Source organism: Polynucleobacter nymphae (assembly GCF_018882155.1).
GTDB lineage: Bacteria > Pseudomonadota > Gammaproteobacteria > Burkholderiales > Burkholderiaceae > Polynucleobacter > Polynucleobacter nymphae.
Window position 1 is genome coordinate 388607 of the sequence record NZ_JACVPA010000001.1, and the last position, 20104, is coordinate 408710.

General features: G+C 46.1%; 17 protein-coding genes. 4 read left to right on the forward strand and 13 right to left on the reverse strand.

Going from position 1 to position 20104, the window contains the following annotated elements:
- The first annotated feature begins 16 nt into the window (after positions 1-16).
- A complete protein-coding gene (locus ICN29_RS02025) occupies positions 17-2140 on the forward strand; it encodes a M3 family metallopeptidase (RefSeq protein ID WP_216129225.1) in 2124 nt (707 codons plus the stop codon).
- A 28-nt stretch (positions 2141-2168) separates the two neighbouring features.
- On the opposite strand, the gene ICN29_RS02030 is transcribed toward ICN29_RS02025, so the two are convergent.
- From ICN29_RS02030 to hrpA, 11 genes are all read right to left on the reverse strand, one after another.
- Positions 2169-2330: a hypothetical protein gene (locus ICN29_RS02030; protein WP_216129228.1), complete on the reverse strand. Its 162-nt coding sequence runs from the start codon at positions 2328-2330 to the stop codon at positions 2169-2171.
- 96 nt (positions 2331-2426) lie between these two features.
- Entirely contained in the window at positions 2427-3275 is an 849-nt protein-coding gene (gene xth, locus ICN29_RS02035; protein ID WP_216129230.1) for an exodeoxyribonuclease III, read from the reverse strand.
- The gene (gene ntrC, locus ICN29_RS02040; protein WP_216129232.1) at positions 3268-4719 is read right to left on the reverse strand and encodes a nitrogen regulation protein NR(I); all 1452 of its coding nucleotides are present in this window, start codon (positions 4717-4719) and stop codon (positions 3268-3270) included. Before ntrC ends, xth begins: the two co-directional genes overlap by 8 nt.
- Entirely contained in the window at positions 4716-5837 is a 1122-nt protein-coding gene (gene glnL / locus ICN29_RS02045) for a nitrogen regulation protein NR(II) (RefSeq protein ID WP_439651267.1), read from the reverse strand. Before glnL ends, ntrC begins: the two co-directional genes overlap by 4 nt.
- A gap of 26 nt (positions 5838-5863) precedes the next feature.
- The gene (gene glnA / locus ICN29_RS02050; protein WP_216129234.1) at positions 5864-7279 is read right to left on the reverse strand and encodes a type I glutamate--ammonia ligase; all 1416 of its coding nucleotides are present in this window, start codon (positions 7277-7279) and stop codon (positions 5864-5866) included.
- Between the two features lie 214 nt (positions 7280-7493).
- On the reverse strand, positions 7494-8372 hold the full coding sequence (locus ICN29_RS02055; protein ID WP_255538023.1) for a competence/damage-inducible protein A: 879 nt from the start codon (positions 8370-8372) through the stop codon (positions 7494-7496).
- A gap of 10 nt (positions 8373-8382) precedes the next feature.
- Positions 8383-9246 (reverse strand): EI24 domain-containing protein, encoded by an 864-nt coding sequence (locus ICN29_RS02060; RefSeq protein WP_216129236.1) that lies wholly within the window; start codon positions 9244-9246, stop codon positions 8383-8385.
- 44 nt (positions 9247-9290) lie between these two features.
- The gene (locus tag ICN29_RS02065) at positions 9291-10262 is read right to left on the reverse strand and encodes a sterol desaturase family protein (protein WP_216129238.1); all 972 of its coding nucleotides are present in this window, start codon (positions 10260-10262) and stop codon (positions 9291-9293) included.
- A 3-nt stretch (positions 10263-10265) separates the two neighbouring features.
- Entirely contained in the window at positions 10266-11054 is a 789-nt protein-coding gene (locus ICN29_RS02070; protein WP_216129240.1) for a polysaccharide deacetylase family protein, read from the reverse strand.
- Between the two features lie 8 nt (positions 11055-11062).
- Complete coding sequence (locus tag ICN29_RS02075; RefSeq protein ID WP_216129248.1) at positions 11063-12073, reverse strand: YVTN family beta-propeller repeat protein; 1011 nt, start codon at positions 12071-12073, stop codon at positions 11063-11065.
- A gap of 59 nt (positions 12074-12132) precedes the next feature.
- A complete protein-coding gene (gene hrpA, locus ICN29_RS02080) occupies positions 12133-16131 on the reverse strand; it encodes an ATP-dependent RNA helicase HrpA (RefSeq protein ID WP_216861463.1) in 3999 nt (1332 codons plus the stop codon).
- 53 nt (positions 16132-16184) lie between these two features.
- Between hrpA and argA the strand changes: the two genes are divergently transcribed.
- Positions 16185-17549 carry an amino-acid N-acetyltransferase gene (gene argA / locus ICN29_RS02085; protein ID WP_216129250.1) on the forward strand — a complete coding sequence of 455 codons (1365 nt, stop codon included), beginning with the start codon at positions 16185-16187 and terminating at the stop codon, positions 17547-17549.
- Between the two features lie 23 nt (positions 17550-17572).
- Positions 17573-17845, forward strand: coding sequence for an oxidative damage protection protein (locus tag ICN29_RS02090; RefSeq protein WP_216129252.1), 273 nt, complete (start codon positions 17573-17575; stop codon positions 17843-17845).
- A 261-nt stretch (positions 17846-18106) separates the two neighbouring features.
- Here the strand turns inward: ICN29_RS02090 and rpiA are convergent, their stop codons facing one another.
- A complete protein-coding gene (gene rpiA / locus ICN29_RS02095; protein WP_216129254.1) occupies positions 18107-18817 on the reverse strand; it encodes a ribose-5-phosphate isomerase RpiA in 711 nt (236 codons plus the stop codon).
- Between the two features lie 113 nt (positions 18818-18930).
- Between rpiA and tal the strand changes: the two genes are divergently transcribed.
- Entirely contained in the window at positions 18931-19896 is a 966-nt protein-coding gene (gene tal / locus ICN29_RS02100; protein WP_216129256.1) for a transaldolase, read from the forward strand.
- Positions 19897-19921: 25 nt separating this feature from the next.
- Here the strand turns inward: tal and ICN29_RS02105 are convergent, their stop codons facing one another.
- Positions 19922-20104: a YgaP family membrane protein gene (locus ICN29_RS02105; RefSeq protein ID WP_216129258.1), complete on the reverse strand. Its 183-nt coding sequence runs from the start codon at positions 20102-20104 to the stop codon at positions 19922-19924.

A 20104-nucleotide genomic window follows, 5' to 3' on the forward strand; every position in this document is an offset into this window, starting at 1 on the left:
CATTAAGCTAGAGGGTATGACTACATCTCTCTTTGCCCTACCCCCCGCTTTACAAAATAATCCTCTCCTGACTTTTGGTCGTGGTATTGCCGCCTACTCAGAAGTGAAACCTGAGCACATTGCTCCGGCCATTCAGTTCCTGCTGGGGCATGCACAAACTGCTGTAGATGCTGCAACTGATCCCAAGACACCGTCGAGTTGGGATGCGTTGGCTGAGCCTCTAGAAGATGCCACCGAGGCCCTAGGAAGATCCTGGGGAGTGATCTCCCATCTGAATAGTGTTGCCGATACACCTGAGTTAAGGGCAGCTTATGGAGAGATGCTGCCAGAGGTCACCGCATTCTTTTCTAGCCTTGGGCAGAACTTGGCGCTCTATAAGAAGTTTAAAGAGCTCAAAAACAGTCCTGACTTTGCAAAGCTTAATCGCGCACAACAGAAAGTGATTGAGAACTCGCTGCGAGATTTTCGTTTGGGTGGTGCCGAACTCAGTGATGCTGACAAACCGCGCTTTTCTACCATTCAGGATGAGCAAGCGATTCTGGGTAAAGCATTCTCCGATCATGTCTTAGATGCTACTGATGGCTTTGTTCATCTGGTAACAAATAAAGCAGATCTTGCTGGGTTACCAGAAGATGCCATCGCTGCAGCAGCTGATACCGCGCAGCAAAAGCATCTGGAAGGCTGGGCCTTTACCTTGCATTTCCCCTCCTACTATCCAGTCATGCAGTATTCCGAAAATCGGGAGCTGCGTCGTCTGATGTATCAGGCCTACGTCACGCGCTCATCAGACTTGGCGCCTGAGTACGGCAAAGGTAAGCTCGCCTGGGACAACGCTCAGAACATGCTGGACCAACTGCGTCTGCGCGATGAAGAAGCTCGCATGCTGGGATTTGCCAATTACGCAGCTCTCAGTTTGGCACCGAAGATGGCCAATACTGTTGATGAAGTGGATCTCTTCTTAACGAACTTTGCCATTAAATCAAAACCATTTGCTCAGAAAGATTGGCAAGAACTTTGTGAGTACGCAAAGGCAGAGCTTGGATTTATAGATGGTCTTGAGCCTTGGGATATCCCGTTTGCTGCTGAACGTTTAAAGCAAGCACGTTACTCCTTCTCCGAAAATGAGCTCAAACAATACTTCCCATTGCCCAAAGTATTGAATGGTTTATTCCAAGTCATTCAGACACTCTTTGGCGTCAAGATTGAAGCTGCAGACTTACCTACTTGGCATGCAGATGTGCAATCCTTCGCCGTGAAAGACCTTGCTGGAAAAATACGGGCTTATTTCTACTTAGATCCCTATGCCCGCCCGGGTAAGCGTGGCGGCGCCTGGATGGATGACGCTCGTGGTCGTAGAGAGTTAGCTAATGGAGAAATCCAGATCCCTATCGCCTATCTCGTGTGCAACTTCGCACCTCCAGTAAAAGTAGATGGCGTATTACGTCAACCCACCATCACCCATGATGATGTGATTACCCTCTTCCACGAAAGTGGTCATGGCTTACATCACCTGCTCACTCAGGTGAGTGCCTTAGGTGTTTCAGGCATCAATGGCGTTGAATGGGATGCCGTGGAATTACCAAGTCAGTTTATGGAGAACTTCTGCTGGGAATGGGAAGTGCTCGAGAAAATGACAGCCCATGCGCAAACTGGTAAGCCATTACCACGCGAGCTCTTTGAAAAAATACTGGCTGCCAAGAATTTCCAGAACGGTTTAGCAACCTTACGCCAAATTGTGATGTCCTTAACTGACTGGCGCTTACATTCACGCTTTGATGCTAAAGCGGCTAAGGGACATGCAGTGCTAGATGTTTCTAGAAACATTGCCGATCAATACAACATCATCCCGCAGCCTGAGATCTCTCGTTGGATTAATTCTTTTAGCCATATCTTTGCAGGCGGCTATGCTGCTGGTTACTACAGCTATAAATGGGCTGAGGTGCTCTCTGCAGATGCTTACTCTGCCTTTGAGGAAGCGGCAAAACTGACTGGCAGTGTATTGGATGCTAAAACCGGAACGCGTTATCGAGAAGAAATTCTGGAAGTGGGCGGTAGTCGTCCTGCTGCTGAGTCTTTTAAAGCCTTCCGCGGAAGAGAGCCGAGTATTGATGCTTTACTGCGGCATGGTGGGCTAGCTTAAAAAGTGCAGCTCACCAAGGTAAAAGGAATTATTTGTTCATTCTTTTGCAAATAGAACCTGAAATAGTCGCTAAGAAATAAACTACCATGCCAAGGACGAAGACAAGGTAACTGCCATCGTTGAAAAATTGCAGCAAGCCCACGATGACTACGCCAAGAGCAAGAACGCTGAGTAATGTTTTAGCAAACATATTGATTCCCTAAAAATGAAGGTTTTTTTAATATTGCGTAATCTTAAGACAAAAAGCAATTTCATGCTTTGGATGCTGTATTAGTAAATCCCCTGCCTAAATCTTCTGAATCACGGCTATCACTGGCGCATGATCTGAGGGTTGCTCCCAAGTTCTGGGTTCTTTATCAACTATGCTGGCGCTGCATTTTTCTTTGAGGGCTTCGCTAAGTAGAATGTGATCAATGCGCATACCAGCATTTCTTCTGAAACCCATCATGCGATAGTCCCACCAACTGTAGGTTTTGGGGGCTTGCTCAAACATTCTGAATGAATCATGTAGCCCAAGATTAATTAATTCTTGGAAGGCACTTCTTTCTTCCGGCGAAACAAGATTCTGACCTTCCCATGCTTTGGGATCATGCACATCTTGATCTTCTGGTGCAATATTGTAGTCACCGAGAAGTGCTAAGCGTTGATTTTGCTGCAGCTCTTCGGTTAACCAAGTTTGTAGTTTACTCAACCAATTCAGTTTGTAAGCGAACTTATCACTATCCGGCGACTGTCCGTTTGGAAAATACGCTGATACAAGTCTGATGGGTGTGGTGCCTGCAAACGGAATCGTTGCTGCCAAGATGCGCTGCTGCTCATCATCGTTTCCTGGGATGTTTCTAATAGGCTTTAAAAAGGCAGTGGCCGCATCAGAGGCAATCGCTGCTAAAGCCGCTTTACGCACGATGATGGCAACGCCGTTATAGGTCTTTTGCCCTGCAGCCAGACTAAGATAGCCCGCTGCCTCTAGCTCTTGATGGGGATACTTATCGTCCGTGAGCTTGAGCTCTTGTAAGCACAAGGCATCAATCGCTTGCTGCTTCTTTTCCTGATCTTGCAACCAACGAAGTACGTGTGGAAGACGAATCTTTAAGGAATTGACATTCCACGCCGCAATTCGGATTGAATCAGTCATCTATCCCCAGTTCCTGTAATTTACGCGTAATCGTATTGCGTCCAATGCCAAGCCGTTGTGCTGCCTCCACTCTGCGGCCACGCGTTACTTCTAGCGCTGCTTGCAATACTGCTCTCTCAAACCGTGCATTTAGTGCATCGTAAACTTCTTTATCACCATCTTGTAGCATTTTGGCAGCTAAACGCCCAAGCCCACTTTCCCAATCCCCTGCAGCCCCTTTTGAAGCTGCTGGGTTTGTCGGGGAGGATTCGCCATGCAATATGACCGGCTGCCCTTCCGCTTCTGCCATGATGTCAGCTGGTAGATCACTGACACCAATAATGTTGGCAGGCGTCATGACTGTGAGCCAATGGCACAGATTCTCTAACTGACGAACATTACCTGGAAATGGCATCGCCGTAATCTCTTTTAGCACCTCGTCAGACAGCTTCTTAGGCTCAACGCCCAATGACTTGGCGCAACTGAGCATAAAGTGTCTTGCTAGCATCGTAATATCTTCACTACGTTCGCGTAATGAAGGCATACGCAAACGAATGACATTCAAACGATGTAATAAATCTTCACGGAAGAAGCCTGCTGCTACTCGTGTATCTAGGTTTTGATGAGTTGAAGCAATAATCCGCACATTCGCCTTGATAGGGTCTTGGCCGCCAATGCGATAGAAGTGCCCATCAGATAAGACGCGTAAGAGTCGAGTTTGCAAATCAAATGGTAAGTCGCCAATTTCACCTAAGAATAAAGTGCCACCATCAGCTTGCTCAAAGCGACCACGACGTAAAGTCTGCGCCCCAGGGAAAGCACCACGCTCATGACCAAATAATTCTGATTCGAGCAGGTCTTTAGGAACTGCTGAAGTACTCAGTGATAAAAATGGGCCCTTTGCTCTTGGGCTATGCCTGTGCAGTGCATGTGCTACTAGCTCTTTACCAGTCCCAGACTCTCCGGTAATCAGCACAGTTGCATGAGATTGGGCTAAACGACCAATGGCACGAAAGATTTCTTGCATCGCAGGCGCTTGGCCAATAATCTCAGTAGCATCCCGTCTCCAGGCAGTTAATTCTTTAGAGCCTGAATCATTGCGGATACCCTGCTCCACCGCTCTTTGAATTAACTCAACTGCTTTCTCCACATCAAATGGTTTGGTGAGATATTCAAATGCACCACCCTGAAAAGATGAGACTGCAGAGTCAAGATCTGAGTAAGCTGTCATGATGATGACAGGCAGGTTTGGATGACTTGCTTTGACATGCTGTAGTAAATCCAAGCCATTGCCGCGAGGCATCCGAATATCCGAGATCAACACCTGAGGAGATTCTTTCTCTAGCGCGTTGAGCACATCATTCGGATTAGAAAAACTCTTGTGCGGGATATTCTCGCGCGCCAAAGCTTTTTCTAGAACCCAGCGAATTGATTGGTCATCGTCGACAATCCAAATTGGTTTCATGATGGTCTCTCCTGCCTACGGTATGGAATTTGAATATGAAAATCGGTACGTCCAGGACGACTGTCGCAAGCGATAAAGCCCTGGTGTTGCTGAACAAAGGTTTGCGCCAAGGTGAGACCTAAGCCACTACCCCCTTCTCTTCCGGATACCAAGGGAAAGAAGATGCGTTCCATCATTTCTTCTGGAATACCGGGCCCGTTATCAATTACGTGCAAATCCATTGCTAATTTATAGCGTTGTTTTGCAATCGTGACCGAACGCGCTACCCGGGTTTTTAATTCGATTTGAGCAACACCAGCACCAATCTCTTCGGAGAGCGCTTGCGCTGCGTTATGCACAATATTGAGAGTTGCTTGAATTAGTTGCTCACGATCACCCATCACATCTGGAAGACTAGTATCGTAGTTGCGAATAATTTTTAAGCCCTTCGGAAACTCTGCCAATACAAGACTGCGCACCCGCTCGAGTGCTTCATGCACATTGAATGCTTCAATGATATGAGCCTTGCGATGTGGTGCCAGTAGCCGATCTACTAGGGTCTGCAAACGATCAGACTCTTTAATGATGACTTGCGTATATTCACGCAAACCTTGTTCAGGTAATTCAAACTCTAATAATTGAGCTGCGCCACGTATTCCACCTAATGGGTTTTTGATCTCATGCGCCAGATTGCGCATGAGTTGCTTGTTTGATTCCACTTGTTGCGTCACACGTTCATCGCGCGCACTACGTAACTGTTGATCGATTGGAAACCACTCCATTAATAGTAGGTCAGGATCTTCAAGTGCAGCAATCACGATATGCGCCTGGATTAACTCTTGATGAATACTACCGGGCAAGGAATGTAAAACCAACTCTTGGCGCTGAGCTATTACATGGCCAAGCTTTACTTCGGTGATCATTCTATTGAGAGCTTCATTACCACCAAATAAATCATGCACAGACTGTCCCTCAAGTGATTTACGGGATAGATCCAGCGCTGACTCTGCGGCTGGGTTCACATAAACCAATTGTTGGTTCTCAGCCTCAAATACCATGATGGCATTGGGCATCTGATCAAGCAATGTCGGAAAAAAAGGAGCAGCCGTAGCTGCCCCCTTGAACGAATTGCGCAACAGACCTGCGCTCAAGTTCTCTCCTTCGCTTACAGGGAATAGTACATATCAAATTCGATAGGATGGGTTGTCATACGGAAACGTGTGACATCTTCCATCTTCAAATTGATATAGGCATCAAGCATAGACTCAGTAAATACTCCACCGCGAGTTAAGAACTCGTGATCTTTCTTCAATGCATCCAATGCTTCTTCCAAGCTTGCGCAAACCGTTGGGATCTTTGCATCTTCTTCTGGTGGCAAGTCATACAAGTTCTTGTCAGCAGCTTCACCCGGGTGAATCTTATTCTGCACACCATCCAAACCAGCCATCAACAAGGCAGAGAAAGCCAAGTATGGGTTAGCTAATGGATCTGGGAAACGGGTTTCGATACGACGACCCTTAGGATTTGGCACATGTGGAATACGGATAGAAGCAGAACGGTTACGTGCTGAGTATGCCAATTTCACTGGAGCCTCGAAGCCTGGTACCAAACGCTTATAGGAGTTTGTTCCTGGGTTAGTAATAGCATTCAATGCTTTAGCGTGCTTAATGATGCCGCCGATGTAGAACAAAGCAAACTCTGACAAACCAGCATATCCATTACCAGCAAACAAGTTCTCGCCATTCTTCCAAACCGACTGGTGAACGTGCATACCAGAGCCGTTATCGCCAACTACTGGCTTAGGCATAAAGGTTGCTGTCTTGCCATAAGCATGAGCCACGTTTTGTACAACGTATTTCTGCCAGATAGTCCAGTCAGCGCGCTGTGTCAGTGTGCTGAACTTAGTACCCAATTCGTTTTGGCCTTGGCCAGCAACTTCATGGTGATGAACCTCAACTGGAATGCCCAATGATTCAAGAATTAAACACATTTCAGAACGCATGTCCTGGAATGAATCAACTGGGGCAACTGGGAAGTAACCACCTTTTTTACCAGGACGGTGACCAGGATTACCGCCTTCGATTTCGAGACTAGATGACCATGGCGCTTCTTCAGAATCAATCTTCACGAAGCAACCTTGCATATCGGCACCCCAACGAACGCCGTCAAAAATAAAGAACTCTGGCTCTGGACCAAAGTAAGCTGTATCACCTAATCCTGAGCTCTTCAAATAGGCTTCAGCGCGCTTTGCAATAGAACGTGGATCGCGGTCGTAACCTTTGCCATCTGAAGGCTCGATCACATCACAGGTGATCACTAGGGTCGGCTCTTCATAGAATGGGTCGATATAGCAAGCTGTTGGATCTGGCATCAACAACATATCGGAAGCTTCAATCCCTTTCCATCCGGCGATAGAAGAACCGTCAAATGCATGACCGCTCTCAAATTTATCTTCGTTAAAAGCAGAGATCGGAACGCTCGTGTGCTGCTCTTTACCCTTTGTATCTACAAAGCGGAAATCAACGAAAGTACATTCTTTCTCTTTAACTAACTTCATCACATCAGCGACGGTCTTCGTCATGCAAATCTCCTCTATGAACTAAATTCGGAATTTAAATAAGGCATACACCCTTGTTTATTCCAGGCACCAAACATGCCTAATGGATGTATGTAATTTACTGAAGCAAACAAATGGGAACACTCATTATTGCACTAATTAAGTGCTTGATTCTCCCTTGAGGAGTCTAAAAGACCTCTATTTGCACTTATTTGGTGCAAATAGTATGTGTTACTGCTCAGTTGATGTCGTGAATCTCATACCCTAGCTCTTGGGTACCAGTTCTAAGAGCAATCCACGCGTTTTCTAAAAGATTAGCGTTGCCTTTAATACCCAATTCGATATGGCGATGGGCATAAATACCCTCTTTTTTAGTATCTCCAACCGAAGGTAGGCTAAAGACCTTCACCCCTGGAAAATTAGCTTCTATCCGCTCCATTAAGGGGGTCAAAGTCGACTCAATACCCTTGGGAACAATGAAGCTCTGCTCTGCCCAGTTCTCTTGATGAAAGAGATCCTTATAGTAGGTGTCTAAACACCAAGCCATCATAGGCGCAGCCATGACCGGAAAGCCAGGAACAAAGTGATGCTCTTTTATCCGAAAGCCCGGAATCTGGTTATAGGGATTGGGAATGATGTCGCTGCCAATAGGGAACTCACCCATCTTAAAACGATGTTGATTCTCTGGCGTATTCAAATCTGCTTTGATGGGATCACCTTCAGCCGTTGACTGAATGCGCCCCGCAATGAGTTCTTGTGCAGTTGGGTGTAATTGCGTTTTGGTGCCCAGTGCCAATGCAGCACATTGACGGGTGTGATCATCTGGTGTCGCACCAATGCCGCCAGTACTAAAGACCACATCACCACTGGCAAAACTTGCTTTCAGCATTGCAGTAATTTGCGCAGGATCATCGGCTACATACTTGGCCCATGCAAGACTTAAGCCGCGCTCGTTGAGAAGCTTAATTAAGGTCGCCATATGTTTATCTTGGCGACGGCCGGATAAAATCTCATCACCAATCACAATCAAACCAAAGCGGCGCTGGGCCGCAGTTGATACATCATCTGGTAGATCTATCTCAACTTTTTTTATTGCATCAACCATCTCATTAACCATCTCATTAGTCTTAATACGGAAGTTCCGCTTCCACTACACGTGCCTGTACTGTCAATGCTTTATCCAATTCTTCTTGCCGCAGTTCTTTTAGAGCATCCAGCAAGAAATGGCTAAACCAAAGGGCAGCAAACACAAAGATTAAAGAATAAATCCAGAGAGCAACAAAGCTTACTAGCGGAAATAATACTAAGGCTAATGCTGATGTAGCCCAGAAGAAGGTGGGCACAGCACCCAGCATCCCAGAGGCGATGCCCATATAAAGCAAGGGCCAGCGAAATTTTTCTAATAGCTGATCACGCTCTTCTGCGCTCGCATGCTGAGCTAGCACGTCATAAGACATCAGGCGCATCGTTAACCATCCCCAGAGCAATGGCGGCAATACTGCTACTAGCGGTGGCACCCACCATACTGGCAATGTCAGCATGACTAACGCAAGGCAAATGAGCGCTGACCACAAGGTGTAAACCAGGCTGCCAAACAAACCGCCACCCCGCTTGCACTCTAAATCTTGATAGTGCGCTTGCCTGACAACAATTTTCACAATCGTGGGTACAGTTGAAAAGGCAATAAACACTAATAAACTAATGGTGATCAGTGGAATAATCAGCATCACAAAAAATAAAGGGGCAATCCAGGCCCTCGCGTTATCAAAGCCAGCCCAGATCAAGCCTTCTTGAATCCAATTCGTAAACAGGGAGTTAGTTAGAAATTCACTGAGCACTGCAAGCGCAGGCGTCCAGGTGAGCCAAATCAGGCAGCCCCAGAGAATCGATACGATCAAGAATGGCCGTAAGCTTAACCACAGCATTCTTGGATGCATCGTCCCTACTAGGGCCAATCCAAATGATTTAAATACTTGCGGTAGTCCGACCATAAAACTCCTATTGCATACCACTAGGTATGCCCTACTTCATTAATTTACTTTGGCTTGAATTCTTTTACTGCACGCAATAAGCCCTGCCATTGCTGAGCAAAAAGATTGTGTGATACGGCCAAATTTCTTACCCCTGTAGGATAGACCTCTTTCGGGAAGATGGCGGTTTTAAATACGATATCCCACCAGGGAAACAAAATGCCAAAATTGCAACCGCCCAACACACCGGGCTTACCAATTGCCTCATGACCATAACCTACTGCATGATGCATGCGATGAAACATTGGCGATACCAAAAAGTATTGGCCTTTGCCCAGATGCACTTTGATATTGGCATGCTGCCAGCTCTGAATAAATTGACTCAATACAATCAAGATAATGAATTGTCCTGGAGATACGCCGAATAGAAGTGCAAAGAAGGCCAGCACTACTGCGCGCATGGTGTCATCCAAAATATGATTACGGTTATCAGACCATGCAGTCATCACCGTTTGACTATGGTGCAATGAATGTAATTGCCACCACCAGCTAAAAGAATGAGATGCACGATGGTATAGATACTCCACCAGGTCAAGCAGTACCAAATACACCAAGAAACTCACTACTGGAACTGAGGTAACTCCGGGCCACCAAGATTCAACATTAAAACGATCGAAGCGAAAATCATGCAAGATGGAATCAATTTGGAAAAAGAAGCCAGAGATCGTAATAAAAATGAGCCCATGAAAAATACCTAGGCGATGAAACAAGGTGTAGAAGACGTCTGCCGTACTGGCTTTTGAAAAACGCTCCTGTGTCTCTGCAGGGGCTAAGCGTTCCCAGGTTCTCAAGACAAGCATAATCAGAATAATTTGAATGCAGCCAAACAAAAACCAATCGATACCATCAAAGACATCTTCTGCCCAAGACATTAAATCGAATTGATATAGCAATGGCCCGATAATTTTGGCAAACAAAAACTCCTGAACGCTGCCATAAGCGCTAGAGATGATTGAAGTGGTAGAGTTCAAATCCATGCTTTATTTTGACTGATTTGACGAATTTTTGTGCGACTTAGGCAATACTCCAAAACAGAAGCCGCGATCCTTCAGACTGACGATTAATTGCTCCAATACCGCCGGAGCCCAAGGATCCTTTCTAGACCAAATGCCGAGATGGGCCATAGTGATATCGCCATCTTTGATCTCACGGCTCGCTTTCTCTAAAAGTACGTTGTTTGGGTGCTTATCGGAGTTCAGCTCATCGCCTAAAAAACCAGTTGGCGCCCAGCCAATATGTTGATAGCCACACATATCCCCCATCCGAATCAAAGTAGGTGAGGTTTTACCACCAGGAGCACGCCAGATCTTTTGTAATGGCTGACCTGTTAACTCTACAAAACGAAGATCTACATTGCGAATCTCTTTACACATCATCGCTTCGTTATAAAGCATTGTCATCCCAGCTTTGGGCCCAAATTGCGACTTCTCAAAGACTTCGCCTTTAGGCCCATCTTTTATAAAGTAGGTATGGTCATAAGTATGGCTACCAAAGTGTTGTCCTTCTTTAGCTAGCTTTTGCCAATAGACCTTCCAAGAATCATCCAAAGCAAAGTCACCTCGGAAAGTCTTCTCATTGGCTAGGAAAAAAGTGGCTTTGACCTCTTGACGCTTGAGAATCTCAGCCACTTTTTCAGCAACTGACATATTGCCAGTATCAAATGTGAGATATACCGTTTTATTACAACCAACTGTTTGGGCATTAGCAGCAGATACAAAGCCAGCCATCAGTATTACTGCAGTGAGATGAATCAGTTGTTTGTACTTCATAGTGGGGTTTATTCCCAGGATGCTCTAGGATAAAAGAAGACACCGTGCGGTGATTTACCAACTGGAATCACTGTCATGAGTTTCATGGAAGGGATATCAATCACGCCGACCTTTTTAGCAAAACGTAGAGTGACCCACAAAGTTTTGCCATCAGGGGTAATTTCCATATCGTCGGGGCCTGCTGGCAAGCCAGTGATATCGCCAACCTTCTCTAAGGTTTGCATATTAATAAGGCTAATAGAGGATGCAATTCGATTACTCACAAATACATGTTTCTTATCACCTAAGGGGCGAAAGTTATGAGCGCCCTTGCCTGTTGGGATACGCTTAACTTCCTTGCGCGTCTTCCAATCAATCACTTGGACATAGTCATCGCCAGTAATTCCAACCAATAGATACTGGTCCCCTGGCGTCATCCACAAGCCAGCCGGAACTTTACCCGTAGGCATCACCCACAATACACTTTGTGTTTCTAGATCAATTGCTGCCAGTTCACTGGAGTCTTGCAATGTGATGAAGGCAGTTTTGCTATCTGCTGTAAACGCAATATGGCTTGGTGTCTTTGCTAACTTCACTGTTTTAGCTAGCTTAAGATCAGCGCCATTAGCAGCATAAATATCCACCCGGTCTAAACGATTACCATTTGCCACAAACCATTTGTGATTAGGTGAGTAGCCAATTTGATAAGGATCGATGATGTTTGGGATTCTGCCGGTTAACTCACCAGTACTTGGGTTCATCAACACAACATCATTGCCAGCAGCATTGGCAATCAATAAAGTTTTCTCATCTGGGGTCATCATCAAGTGATGGGGTTCTTTGCCAACAGGGATCGTTTTAATCACCTGGCGGCTTGGCATATCAATCAAACTCACCGATGCTTCACCTGAGTTGAGAATCACCGCCAGTTTTGGCATAGCAGTAGTTTGCGCAATGGCAACGTGACCTACTGAGAATAGGGTCAATATAGAGCTGGTCGCAATATTGCGAAAACCTCTAATCGTGATAAATGTGCACATCCCTCTATTGTAAGCAATGAAGTGCTAATTAAAGACCTCTAAAACCCAATGGATTTGACTTAGCGCAAGCTCAGTAAAACCTTTTCAAGTCGTTTTAAGGACATTGGCGTTGGTGTTTTAAGCTCTTGGGCATATAAAGCCACTCTCAACTCCTCTAGCTGCCACCGGAAATCCTGCAGGGCTTGATCCTCGGTCATAGCATAAGAGGCAGAGCCTTTACTTCCTTGCAACAACTTTTGCCAAGGCCTGGCAACTGACTCCCAATCTTTTTGACATTGCGCATCACGGCTGGGATTAGAGCGCAACTTATCAATCCGCATGGCAATTGCTTTTAAGTAACGCGGCAGGTGCACAAGCTGCCCGTACGGAATTTGGGCAACAAAATTAGGGAAGATTAAGGCTTGCATTTGGGTTTGCATATCTACATAGGCTATAGCTGAAGATGCTTTTGCACTAGCCATCTTTTTCTGTAGATCGGCATGGGCTTGTAATGCATTGAGAGTATGGCGTGAGATTTCTTGTGCGATGAGCGCTAATCGGGGTTTACCAGCCTGTAAGCGCTCCGTAAATTGCTCTGCATTGATTGGTAGGGGCTCACTCATAAATGCACGCTCCAATGCCAAATTCAGAATCTGCTCAATTAATCCCTCTACTGAACCGATATTAATAAAGAGCAATCCTAACTCTCGAATACCTGGTAATTGTTTTTGCAGGGCTTTGAGGGTATCTTTATTGCCTAGAGAAAATAGTCGGCGCAATCCTAAGTGATGTTGCTTTCTGGCTTCGAGCAGATCATCAAAAACTTCTAGGTCACAGTAGTCACCTCGATCAACTAATGCGGGGTAACCAAACAAGGTTTTATTCCCTTTTTGAATCTCTAGGGTTTCTGGTAACTCACCGAACTCCCAGGAGCGATAGCCGCCCTGCTCAACTGAGCGAGCCTTCTGTGTAGATTGAGTGCCTCCTACTTTAGGAGAGTCAACTCCTAACTCCGCTTGCGCAGTCTCTTGAGCAATGGCTTGGAAGGCACTACGGGCGGTTTCCCCATACTCAGACCGCAGGCGGGCAAGATTTCTTTCTACCTCTAGTTGACGGCCATGCTCATCAATCAGCCTGAAGTTCATGGATGAATGCAGAGGCAAGGACTCAGGTCTAAAGTCAGTACGTTTAATTTCTAAGCCACGCTCTTTACGAATATCACTCATCAAGCTATCTAAAAAGTCGCCTATGCCAAATTGCTTTTCTTCAAGCTTGCGCTCTAAGAATGACTTTGCATAGTCAGGCAGCGGCACACAATGACGGCGCAGTTTTTGCGGCAAGGATTTGAGTAGTAGTAGCACCTTCTCCTCACACATACCCGGCACTAGCCATTCACAACGACGGCCGTCCACTTGATTGAGTTGCGTTAGTGGCACCACCAAGGTAACGCCATCTTTCGGGCTACCGGGTTCAAAGTGGTAAGTAAGGTCTAGCTCCGCACCACCAACCATCATTTTCTTAGGGTAACGATCGACCGTAATACCGGCAGCCTCATGACGCATCAAGTCTGCTTTTTCTAGCCGTAACTGGATATCTAGGTTGGGTTCTTTTTTAAACCAGGCTTTCAGTCCTTCGCGATTACAGATCTCTTTCGGAATGCGTGACTCGTAGAAAGCAAAGAGCAAATCATCATCTACTAAGACGTCAGGACGCCGTGAGCGATGCTCCAGCGCTTCGATTTCTTTAATGAGACGACAGTTATGCCAGAAGAACCCAAAAAGCCCAGGATATTTTTTCTTGGCATCAGCCTCGGTCTCACGATATAGAGCAGGCGTATCCATCCGGCCAAACAATCCTTCCTCAACTAAAGCTTGGCGAATGAATAACTCTCTGGCTTCTTCTGCGTTATGCGGCTCATAGCGTACTCGTCGGCCATGATAAATAGGTAAACCATACAAGGTGCCGCGTTCAAAGGCCAGTACTTCACCCTGACGGTTATCCCAGAAGGGGTCGCTCAGCGATTTAATCAGGCGATGGGCTGCCACCTTCTCAACCCACTGCGGTTCAATCTTCGCAATAGTGCGAGCATACATACGGCTAGTTTCTTGAAGCTCCCCTGCCAATATCCAAGCCCCAGCCTTTTTACCAATCGTTGAGCCTGGCCAGATGAATGGACGAATGCCCCGGGCACCCACATAGCCACCTGTCTTGCTATTGCGGTCTTGAGACTTTTCATCTTCCTCTTTTTTAGCCACATAACCTAGTAGACCTGTCAGTAGAGATAAATGGACTTGCTCGTAACTCGCTGCAAGGCCATTTTCTTTCCAGCCCTTTTCACTCAGCATGCTGTGTAATTGAACGTACACATCTCGCCACTCACGCAAGCGACGTGGTGATAAGAATTTACTTCTACACAAATTTTCTAATTGGCGATTGCTATGCCTATGTTGCAAGGCATCTTGATACCAATTCCAGAGCTTTACAAAACCAAGAAACTCAGAGCGCTCATCTGCAAACTGGAGATGCGCTTGATCAGCCGCAGCACCTTGATCCATAGGTCGCTCACGGGGATCTTGGGTTGCCAAAGCCGTAGCAATAATAGTGACTTCCTTTAGAGCATTTTGCTCTTTTGCTGCTAACAACATTCTGCCAATCCGCGGGTCAAGCGGTAAGTCAGCTAACTGCTTACCAATCGCCGTGAGCTTAAAGCTATTGTTAATATCCTTACTATCAGTAGCATCAGATTCATCAAACTCAATTGCGCCTAACTCGTCTAGCAGTTGCACGCCATCCGTAATAGCTCTGCCAAGCGGCTTATCAATGAAAGGGAAATGTTGAATTTTTGGTAAGCGTAGTGCACTCATACGCAATAGCACTGCTGCTAATGAGCTACGGAGAATTTCTGGATCAGTAAATTTGGGGCGGCTTTGATAATCGAGCTCGCTATATAAGCGGATGCAAATACCATCTGATACCCGGCCACAACGTCCCGCCCTTTGATTGGCCGCTGCTTGTGAAATGGGCTCAATCTGTAATTGCTCTACCTTGTTGCGATAGGAGTAGCGCTTTACCCTAGCCAAACCACTATCAATCACATAACGAATATTGGGAACCGTTAAAGACGTCTCGGCAACGTTGGTTGTCAGAATGATGCGGCGGCCATTACCCGGACTAAAGACTCTTTCTTGCTCGGCAACGGATTGACGGGCAAACAGGCTGAGAACTTCTGGATGAAAGCGTTGTTGCAATACATGATCCTTGCGCAGCGCTTCTGCGCAATCCCGAATCTCTCGTTCACCTGGTAAAAATACTAATACATCCCCAGCACCGGATGCGCCCTCGCGCCAAACATTGGAAATTTCTTCTGTAACTGTTTCCGGAATTTCTTTGGCAGCCTTAGATTCTTTTTTACCATCGGGCTTAGAGTCTGGCTCTAGGGGAGAATACCGCTGCTCTACCGGAAAGAGACGTCCACTGACTTCAATGACTGGGGCGACTTTACCGTCGATTGTGAAGTGCTCTGCAAAACGCTGGGCATCAATTGTGGCTGAAGTGATGATGAGCTTGAGATCGGGCCTCTTCGGCAGTAGCTGTCTAAGATAGCCTAATAAAAAATCAATATTCAGACTACGTTCGTGCGCTTCATCGATGATGAGCGTGTCATAGGCTTTGAGCTGTGGATCACGTTGGGTCTCCGCCAATAAGATGCCATCGGTCATCAGCTTGATCGAGGCGGTTTGACTAGTCTTATCTGCGAAGCGTACTTGATAGCCTACATCCTGACCAATCGGCGAGCCTAGCTCTTGGGCAATTCTCTTGGCTGTGGCAGTAGCCGCTATCCGGCGAGGTTGAGTATGACCGATCAGCTTACCGCTGTTAATGGTGCCCCTCCCGAGGTCCAAGCAGATCTTGGGTAACTGGGTAGTCTTACCAGAGCCCGTCTCTCCACAAACAATCACTACCTGGTGGTTCAGCAAGGCGTCCTTGATGATTTGCCTCTGACCAGAGACAGGCAATTCTTCCGGAAAACGGATCTCTAGCCTGCGTGAGGTGTTGGAAGCAGGCACAGGCTTTGGCATTGCTTTGGGTTTTTGTTGGTTTATGGGCTCTTGCACCCTATAATTTTCTCACTATGCCAACAAATGCACCGAATCAGGCCTCAAGTGCCGAAGAATCTACCCCCAACTTCCCCTTTGTAGGGTGGTTGCGCGACGTTGCGCCCTACATTCATAGCTTCCGTGAAAAAACCTTTGTGATTGCTTTTGCCGGTGAGCTCGTCCAAGAAATTGGTCTTGAGAATCTGATTGAAGACATTGCCATGTTGCATGCCATGGGCATGCGCATTGTTTTGGTCCACGGCATTCGTCCACAGATTGAAGAGCAACTGACCTTACGTAAGATTAAGAGTAAGTTTGGTAAAACCGCAATGCAAAGCTACCGGATCACTGATGCTGCTGCACTGGAGTGCGTTAAAGAGGCTGCCGGTGAATTGCGTCTGGATATCGAAGCGGCTTTTAGTCGTGGCTTACCGAATACTCCGATGGCAGGATCACGTATTTCTGTGATCTCCGGAAACTTCATTACCGCGATGCCCATAGGTGTGGTTGAGGGTACTGATTACATCCATACCGGCTTAGTGCGCAAAGTAGACTCCGCATCTATTAGGCTCTCTTTAGATAGCAATAAAATTGTTTTGCTCTCCCCTTTAGGCTTCTCGCCTACTGGACAAGCATTCAATCTAGCTTATGAAGATGTTGCTGCCTCTACTGCTGCTGCACTTAAAGCAGATAAGTTGATTTTCTTAAGCCCTTACGAAGGGCTCCATGATGCAGAAGGTGATCTGATTACTGAGCTATCTATGCCTCAACTCCAAGACTATATGGCCGAGAGTAAGAATGTGGATATTGGTATGAAGAGCTTACTCAATATTGCTGGTAGAGCTATTAAATCTGGCGTGAGCCGTGTTCACTTCTTACCTTGCAATCAAGATGGTGCATTGCTTGAAGAACTCTTTACCCACGATGGTATTGGTATGATGCTCGCCTCCTCAGATATTGAGAATTTGCGCGAAGCCAATCAGGATGATGTCGGCGGTATTTTGCAATTGACGATGCCACTTGAAGAAGAAGGTATCTTGGCAGCTCGGGGACAAGACGTGATTGAGCGGGATATTCAGCGCTTCTCAGTAATTGAGCATGACCGTGTTTTATTTGGCTGCGCTGCCCTCTTTCCTTTCCCTAACGGCGTTGGTGAACTTGCATGTTTAGCTGTAGATCCTGATGTTCAAGGCTCAGGCGATGGCGAGCGTCTGCTTAAACGCGTTGAAATGCGCGCCAAACAAGAAGGTATCAAGAAACTATTTGTTCTCACCACCAGAACAGAGCATTGGTTCTTAAAGCGTGGCTTTAAGCGGGCAACGGTTGACGATTTGCCTGAAGAAAGAAAGCAAATTTACAACTGGGACCGTAAGTCCATGGTTTTAACTAAAGATCTATAAGAAAAATAAGAAAGGTATTGCAGATGGCACGCATGGTTCAATGCATCAAACTTAACAAAGAGGGTGAAGGAATGGATTTCGCTCCACTTCCTGGTGATCTTGGCAAAAAGATTTGGAATCAAGTATCTAAAGAGGCTTGGGCTGCATGGTTAAAGCATCAAACCATGCTCATTAATGAAAACCGCCTCAATATGGCTGATCCTCGTGCTCGCCAATACCTTTTAAAGCAGGTTGAAAAGTACTTCTTTGAAGGTGGTGCAGATATGGCAGAAGGTTATACCCCGCCAGCAGAATAAAAAGCGGCTTTATTGGGTATTGCGATACAACATAAATAAATGCCTAAAACTTGTTCTCAAGGGTTGACACTCTAAAAACTCAGGCATAGGATGTAATCGTAGTGAGGCAGATATAGTGCCCCGCTACATTGGCGAAAGCCACTTAAGAATGAGCATATCTATATGCTCATAGGCTAAGGAACTAAATACCTTCCGAGCGCCTGCGCCATGCAATCCATGGCAAACAACCCGATGGGGAAGCCCCGTCGGGTTTTTTTATTTTTAGAGGACGATTCTTTCTACGCCAGCAGCATTGCTGACTAGCAGGATGTTAGCTTTTTCTTTAGCAAAGAGCCCAACAGTGATAACGCCCGCAATTTGATTGATTTGCACTTCGATTTTGATGGGGTCGCTAATCTTTAAACCTGCCACATCTAAAATCCACCCACCGTTATCAGTCACAAAAGGCTCGCTCGGGGTTTCATTTAAATCTGCACGCGTATTTTTAGCCAGGCGCAGTGTTACCTTGCCTCCCAGTTTTTCTAACTCTCTACTCACTACGCCTTTTGCTAAGGGGATGATTTCTACTGGAAGAGCAAAGTTACCAAGAACAGGAACTTGCTTGGATGAATCGCAAATGCAGATAAATTGCTTTGCCATAGAGGCAATAATTTTTTCACGAGTGAGCGCTCCACCACCACCTTTAATCATGTGGCCTGCTGGATCGATTTCATCGGCACCATCGACATAGGCGGGTAAGCTCATGACATCATTGGGATCTAAAACCTGAAAGCCATGCTTTAGTAAGCGCTCTGTAGTCGCGTTTGAACTCGATACTGTTCCAGCAAAATGATCTTTATGGGAAGCTAAGGCATCAATAAAGCAGTTGGCGGTTGAACCGGTACCAACCCCTAAAATTTGCCCTGCCGGCAGTTTTAAGACTTCATCTCGCGCTGCCTCGCCCACCATTTGTTTGAGTTGATCTTGGTTCATATGCCTGCGCAACGCCCTTATGCCTTAACTGGAACTGAGTAATGAATACATCTATCATATGATATCTATAAGAAACCCACTACAGCAGACTCCTTATTTAGACCAATCTAGCCATGAATAGCACCTCTTTAGCCCATAACCAACTAGAGCAGCTCAAAAAGCTCACCACGGTCGTTGCCGATACTGGCGACTTTGAACGGATGCAAGAGTTCCAACCGCAGGATGCTACGACCAATCCATCGCTCATTCTCAAAGCTGCTCAGCAAAGTAATTATCAAAACTTGGTGCAGTCAGTTAAGAATACACATCCAGGCATGAGCCCCACAGATTTAGTGGACTACATTCTGGTGGCATTTGGCTTAGAGATTCTTAAAATCATTCCTGGCAGAGTATCTACTGAAGTCGATGCAAGGCTTTCTTTCGATACTAAAGCGACCGTTACCAAAGCCAAGCACCTGATCTCCTTATATGAATCACAGGGCACTGATCGTAAACGTATCTTAATTAAACTTGCAGGTACTTGGGAAGGTATCGCTGCCGCAAAAGAACTCGAGGCTGCTGGTATTCATTGCAATATGACTCTGCTCTTTTCATTAGTGCAGGCTGCAGCTTGTGGCGCTGCAAACGCAAGATTAATTTCTCCATTTGTGGGTCGTATTACCGATTGGAATAAAGCAAAGCTGGGAGCCAATTGGAATGATGCTAGCCATGGTGGTGCAAACGATCCTGGCGTGACTTCAGTAAAGAAAATATTTACCTATTACAAGCACTTTGGCATCTCCACAGAGATCATGGGTGCGAGCTTTCGTAATACCAGCCAAATTCTGGAACTGGCAGGCTGTGATTTATTAACTATTAGCCCAGAGCTGCTAGCTGAGTTACAAAGCGGCACTGGCATGGTGAGTAAAAAACTGGATGCAGCCAATACTCATGGTGAAACTATCACCCCATTAAAGCTAGATGAGTCAAGTTTCCGTCTGCAATTGAATAATGATGCGATGGCTACTGAGAAACTGGCTGAGGGTATTCGCAATTTCTGTATTGATACAGAAAAGCTAGAGGCCTTACTTGCTAAGTAAAGCTTCTTGCTAACTGCTCGCCTTATTATTTGGCGGTATTAATCCCTAGCATGCTATAGACCGCACAATTGCCAAACACTCCAGTTGCTAGAGGAATAACTCCAATCCATGCCCAGGGACCCGTAATACCAAAGGTTGCCAAACCAATGAGGGTAACTCCGACGGTCATGCGCAAAATACGATCAGTGTGACCAATATTGCATTTCAT

What these genes read in the sequence shown, in the direction of transcription:
- ICN29_RS02025 (WP_216129225.1), top strand. Translation starts at nt 17, where the DNA reads ATGACTACATCTCTCTTTGCCCTACCCCCCGCTTTACAAAATAATCCT.
- ICN29_RS02030 (WP_216129228.1), bottom strand. Translation starts at nt 2,330, where the DNA reads ATGTTTGCTAAAACATTACTCAGCGTTCTTGCTCTTGGCGTAGTCATC.
- xth (WP_216129230.1), bottom strand. Translation starts at nt 3,275, where the DNA reads ATGACTGATTCAATCCGAATTGCGGCGTGGAATGTCAATTCCTTAAAG.
- ntrC (WP_216129232.1), bottom strand. Translation starts at nt 4,719, where the DNA reads ATGAAACCAATTTGGATTGTCGACGATGACCAATCAATTCGCTGGGTT.
- glnA (WP_216129234.1), bottom strand. Translation starts at nt 7,279, where the DNA reads ATGACGAAGACCGTCGCTGATGTGATGAAGTTAGTTAAAGAGAAAGAA.
- ICN29_RS02055 (WP_255538023.1), bottom strand. Translation starts at nt 8,372, where the DNA reads ATGGTTAATGAGATGGTTGATGCAATAAAAAAAGTTGAGATAGATCTA.
- ICN29_RS02060 (WP_216129236.1), bottom strand. Translation starts at nt 9,246, where the DNA reads ATGGTCGGACTACCGCAAGTATTTAAATCATTTGGATTGGCCCTAGTA.
- ICN29_RS02065 (WP_216129238.1), bottom strand. Translation starts at nt 10,262, where the DNA reads ATGGATTTGAACTCTACCACTTCAATCATCTCTAGCGCTTATGGCAGC.
- ICN29_RS02070 (WP_216129240.1), bottom strand. Translation starts at nt 11,054, where the DNA reads ATGAAGTACAAACAACTGATTCATCTCACTGCAGTAATACTGATGGCT.
- ICN29_RS02075 (WP_216129248.1), bottom strand. Translation starts at nt 12,073, where the DNA reads ATGTGCACATTTATCACGATTAGAGGTTTTCGCAATATTGCGACCAGC.
- hrpA (WP_216861463.1), bottom strand. Translation starts at nt 16,131, where the DNA reads ATGCCAAAGCCTGTGCCTGCTTCCAACACCTCACGCAGGCTAGAGATC.
- argA (WP_216129250.1), top strand. Translation starts at nt 16,185, where the DNA reads ATGCCAACAAATGCACCGAATCAGGCCTCAAGTGCCGAAGAATCTACC.
- ICN29_RS02090 (WP_216129252.1), top strand. Translation starts at nt 17,573, where the DNA reads ATGGCACGCATGGTTCAATGCATCAAACTTAACAAAGAGGGTGAAGGA.
- rpiA (WP_216129254.1), bottom strand. Translation starts at nt 18,817, where the DNA reads ATGAACCAAGATCAACTCAAACAAATGGTGGGCGAGGCAGCGCGAGAT.
- tal (WP_216129256.1), top strand. Translation starts at nt 18,931, where the DNA reads ATGAATAGCACCTCTTTAGCCCATAACCAACTAGAGCAGCTCAAAAAG.
- ICN29_RS02105 (WP_216129258.1), bottom strand. Translation starts at nt 20,104, where the DNA reads ATGAAATGCAATATTGGTCACACTGATCGTATTTTGCGCATGACCGTC.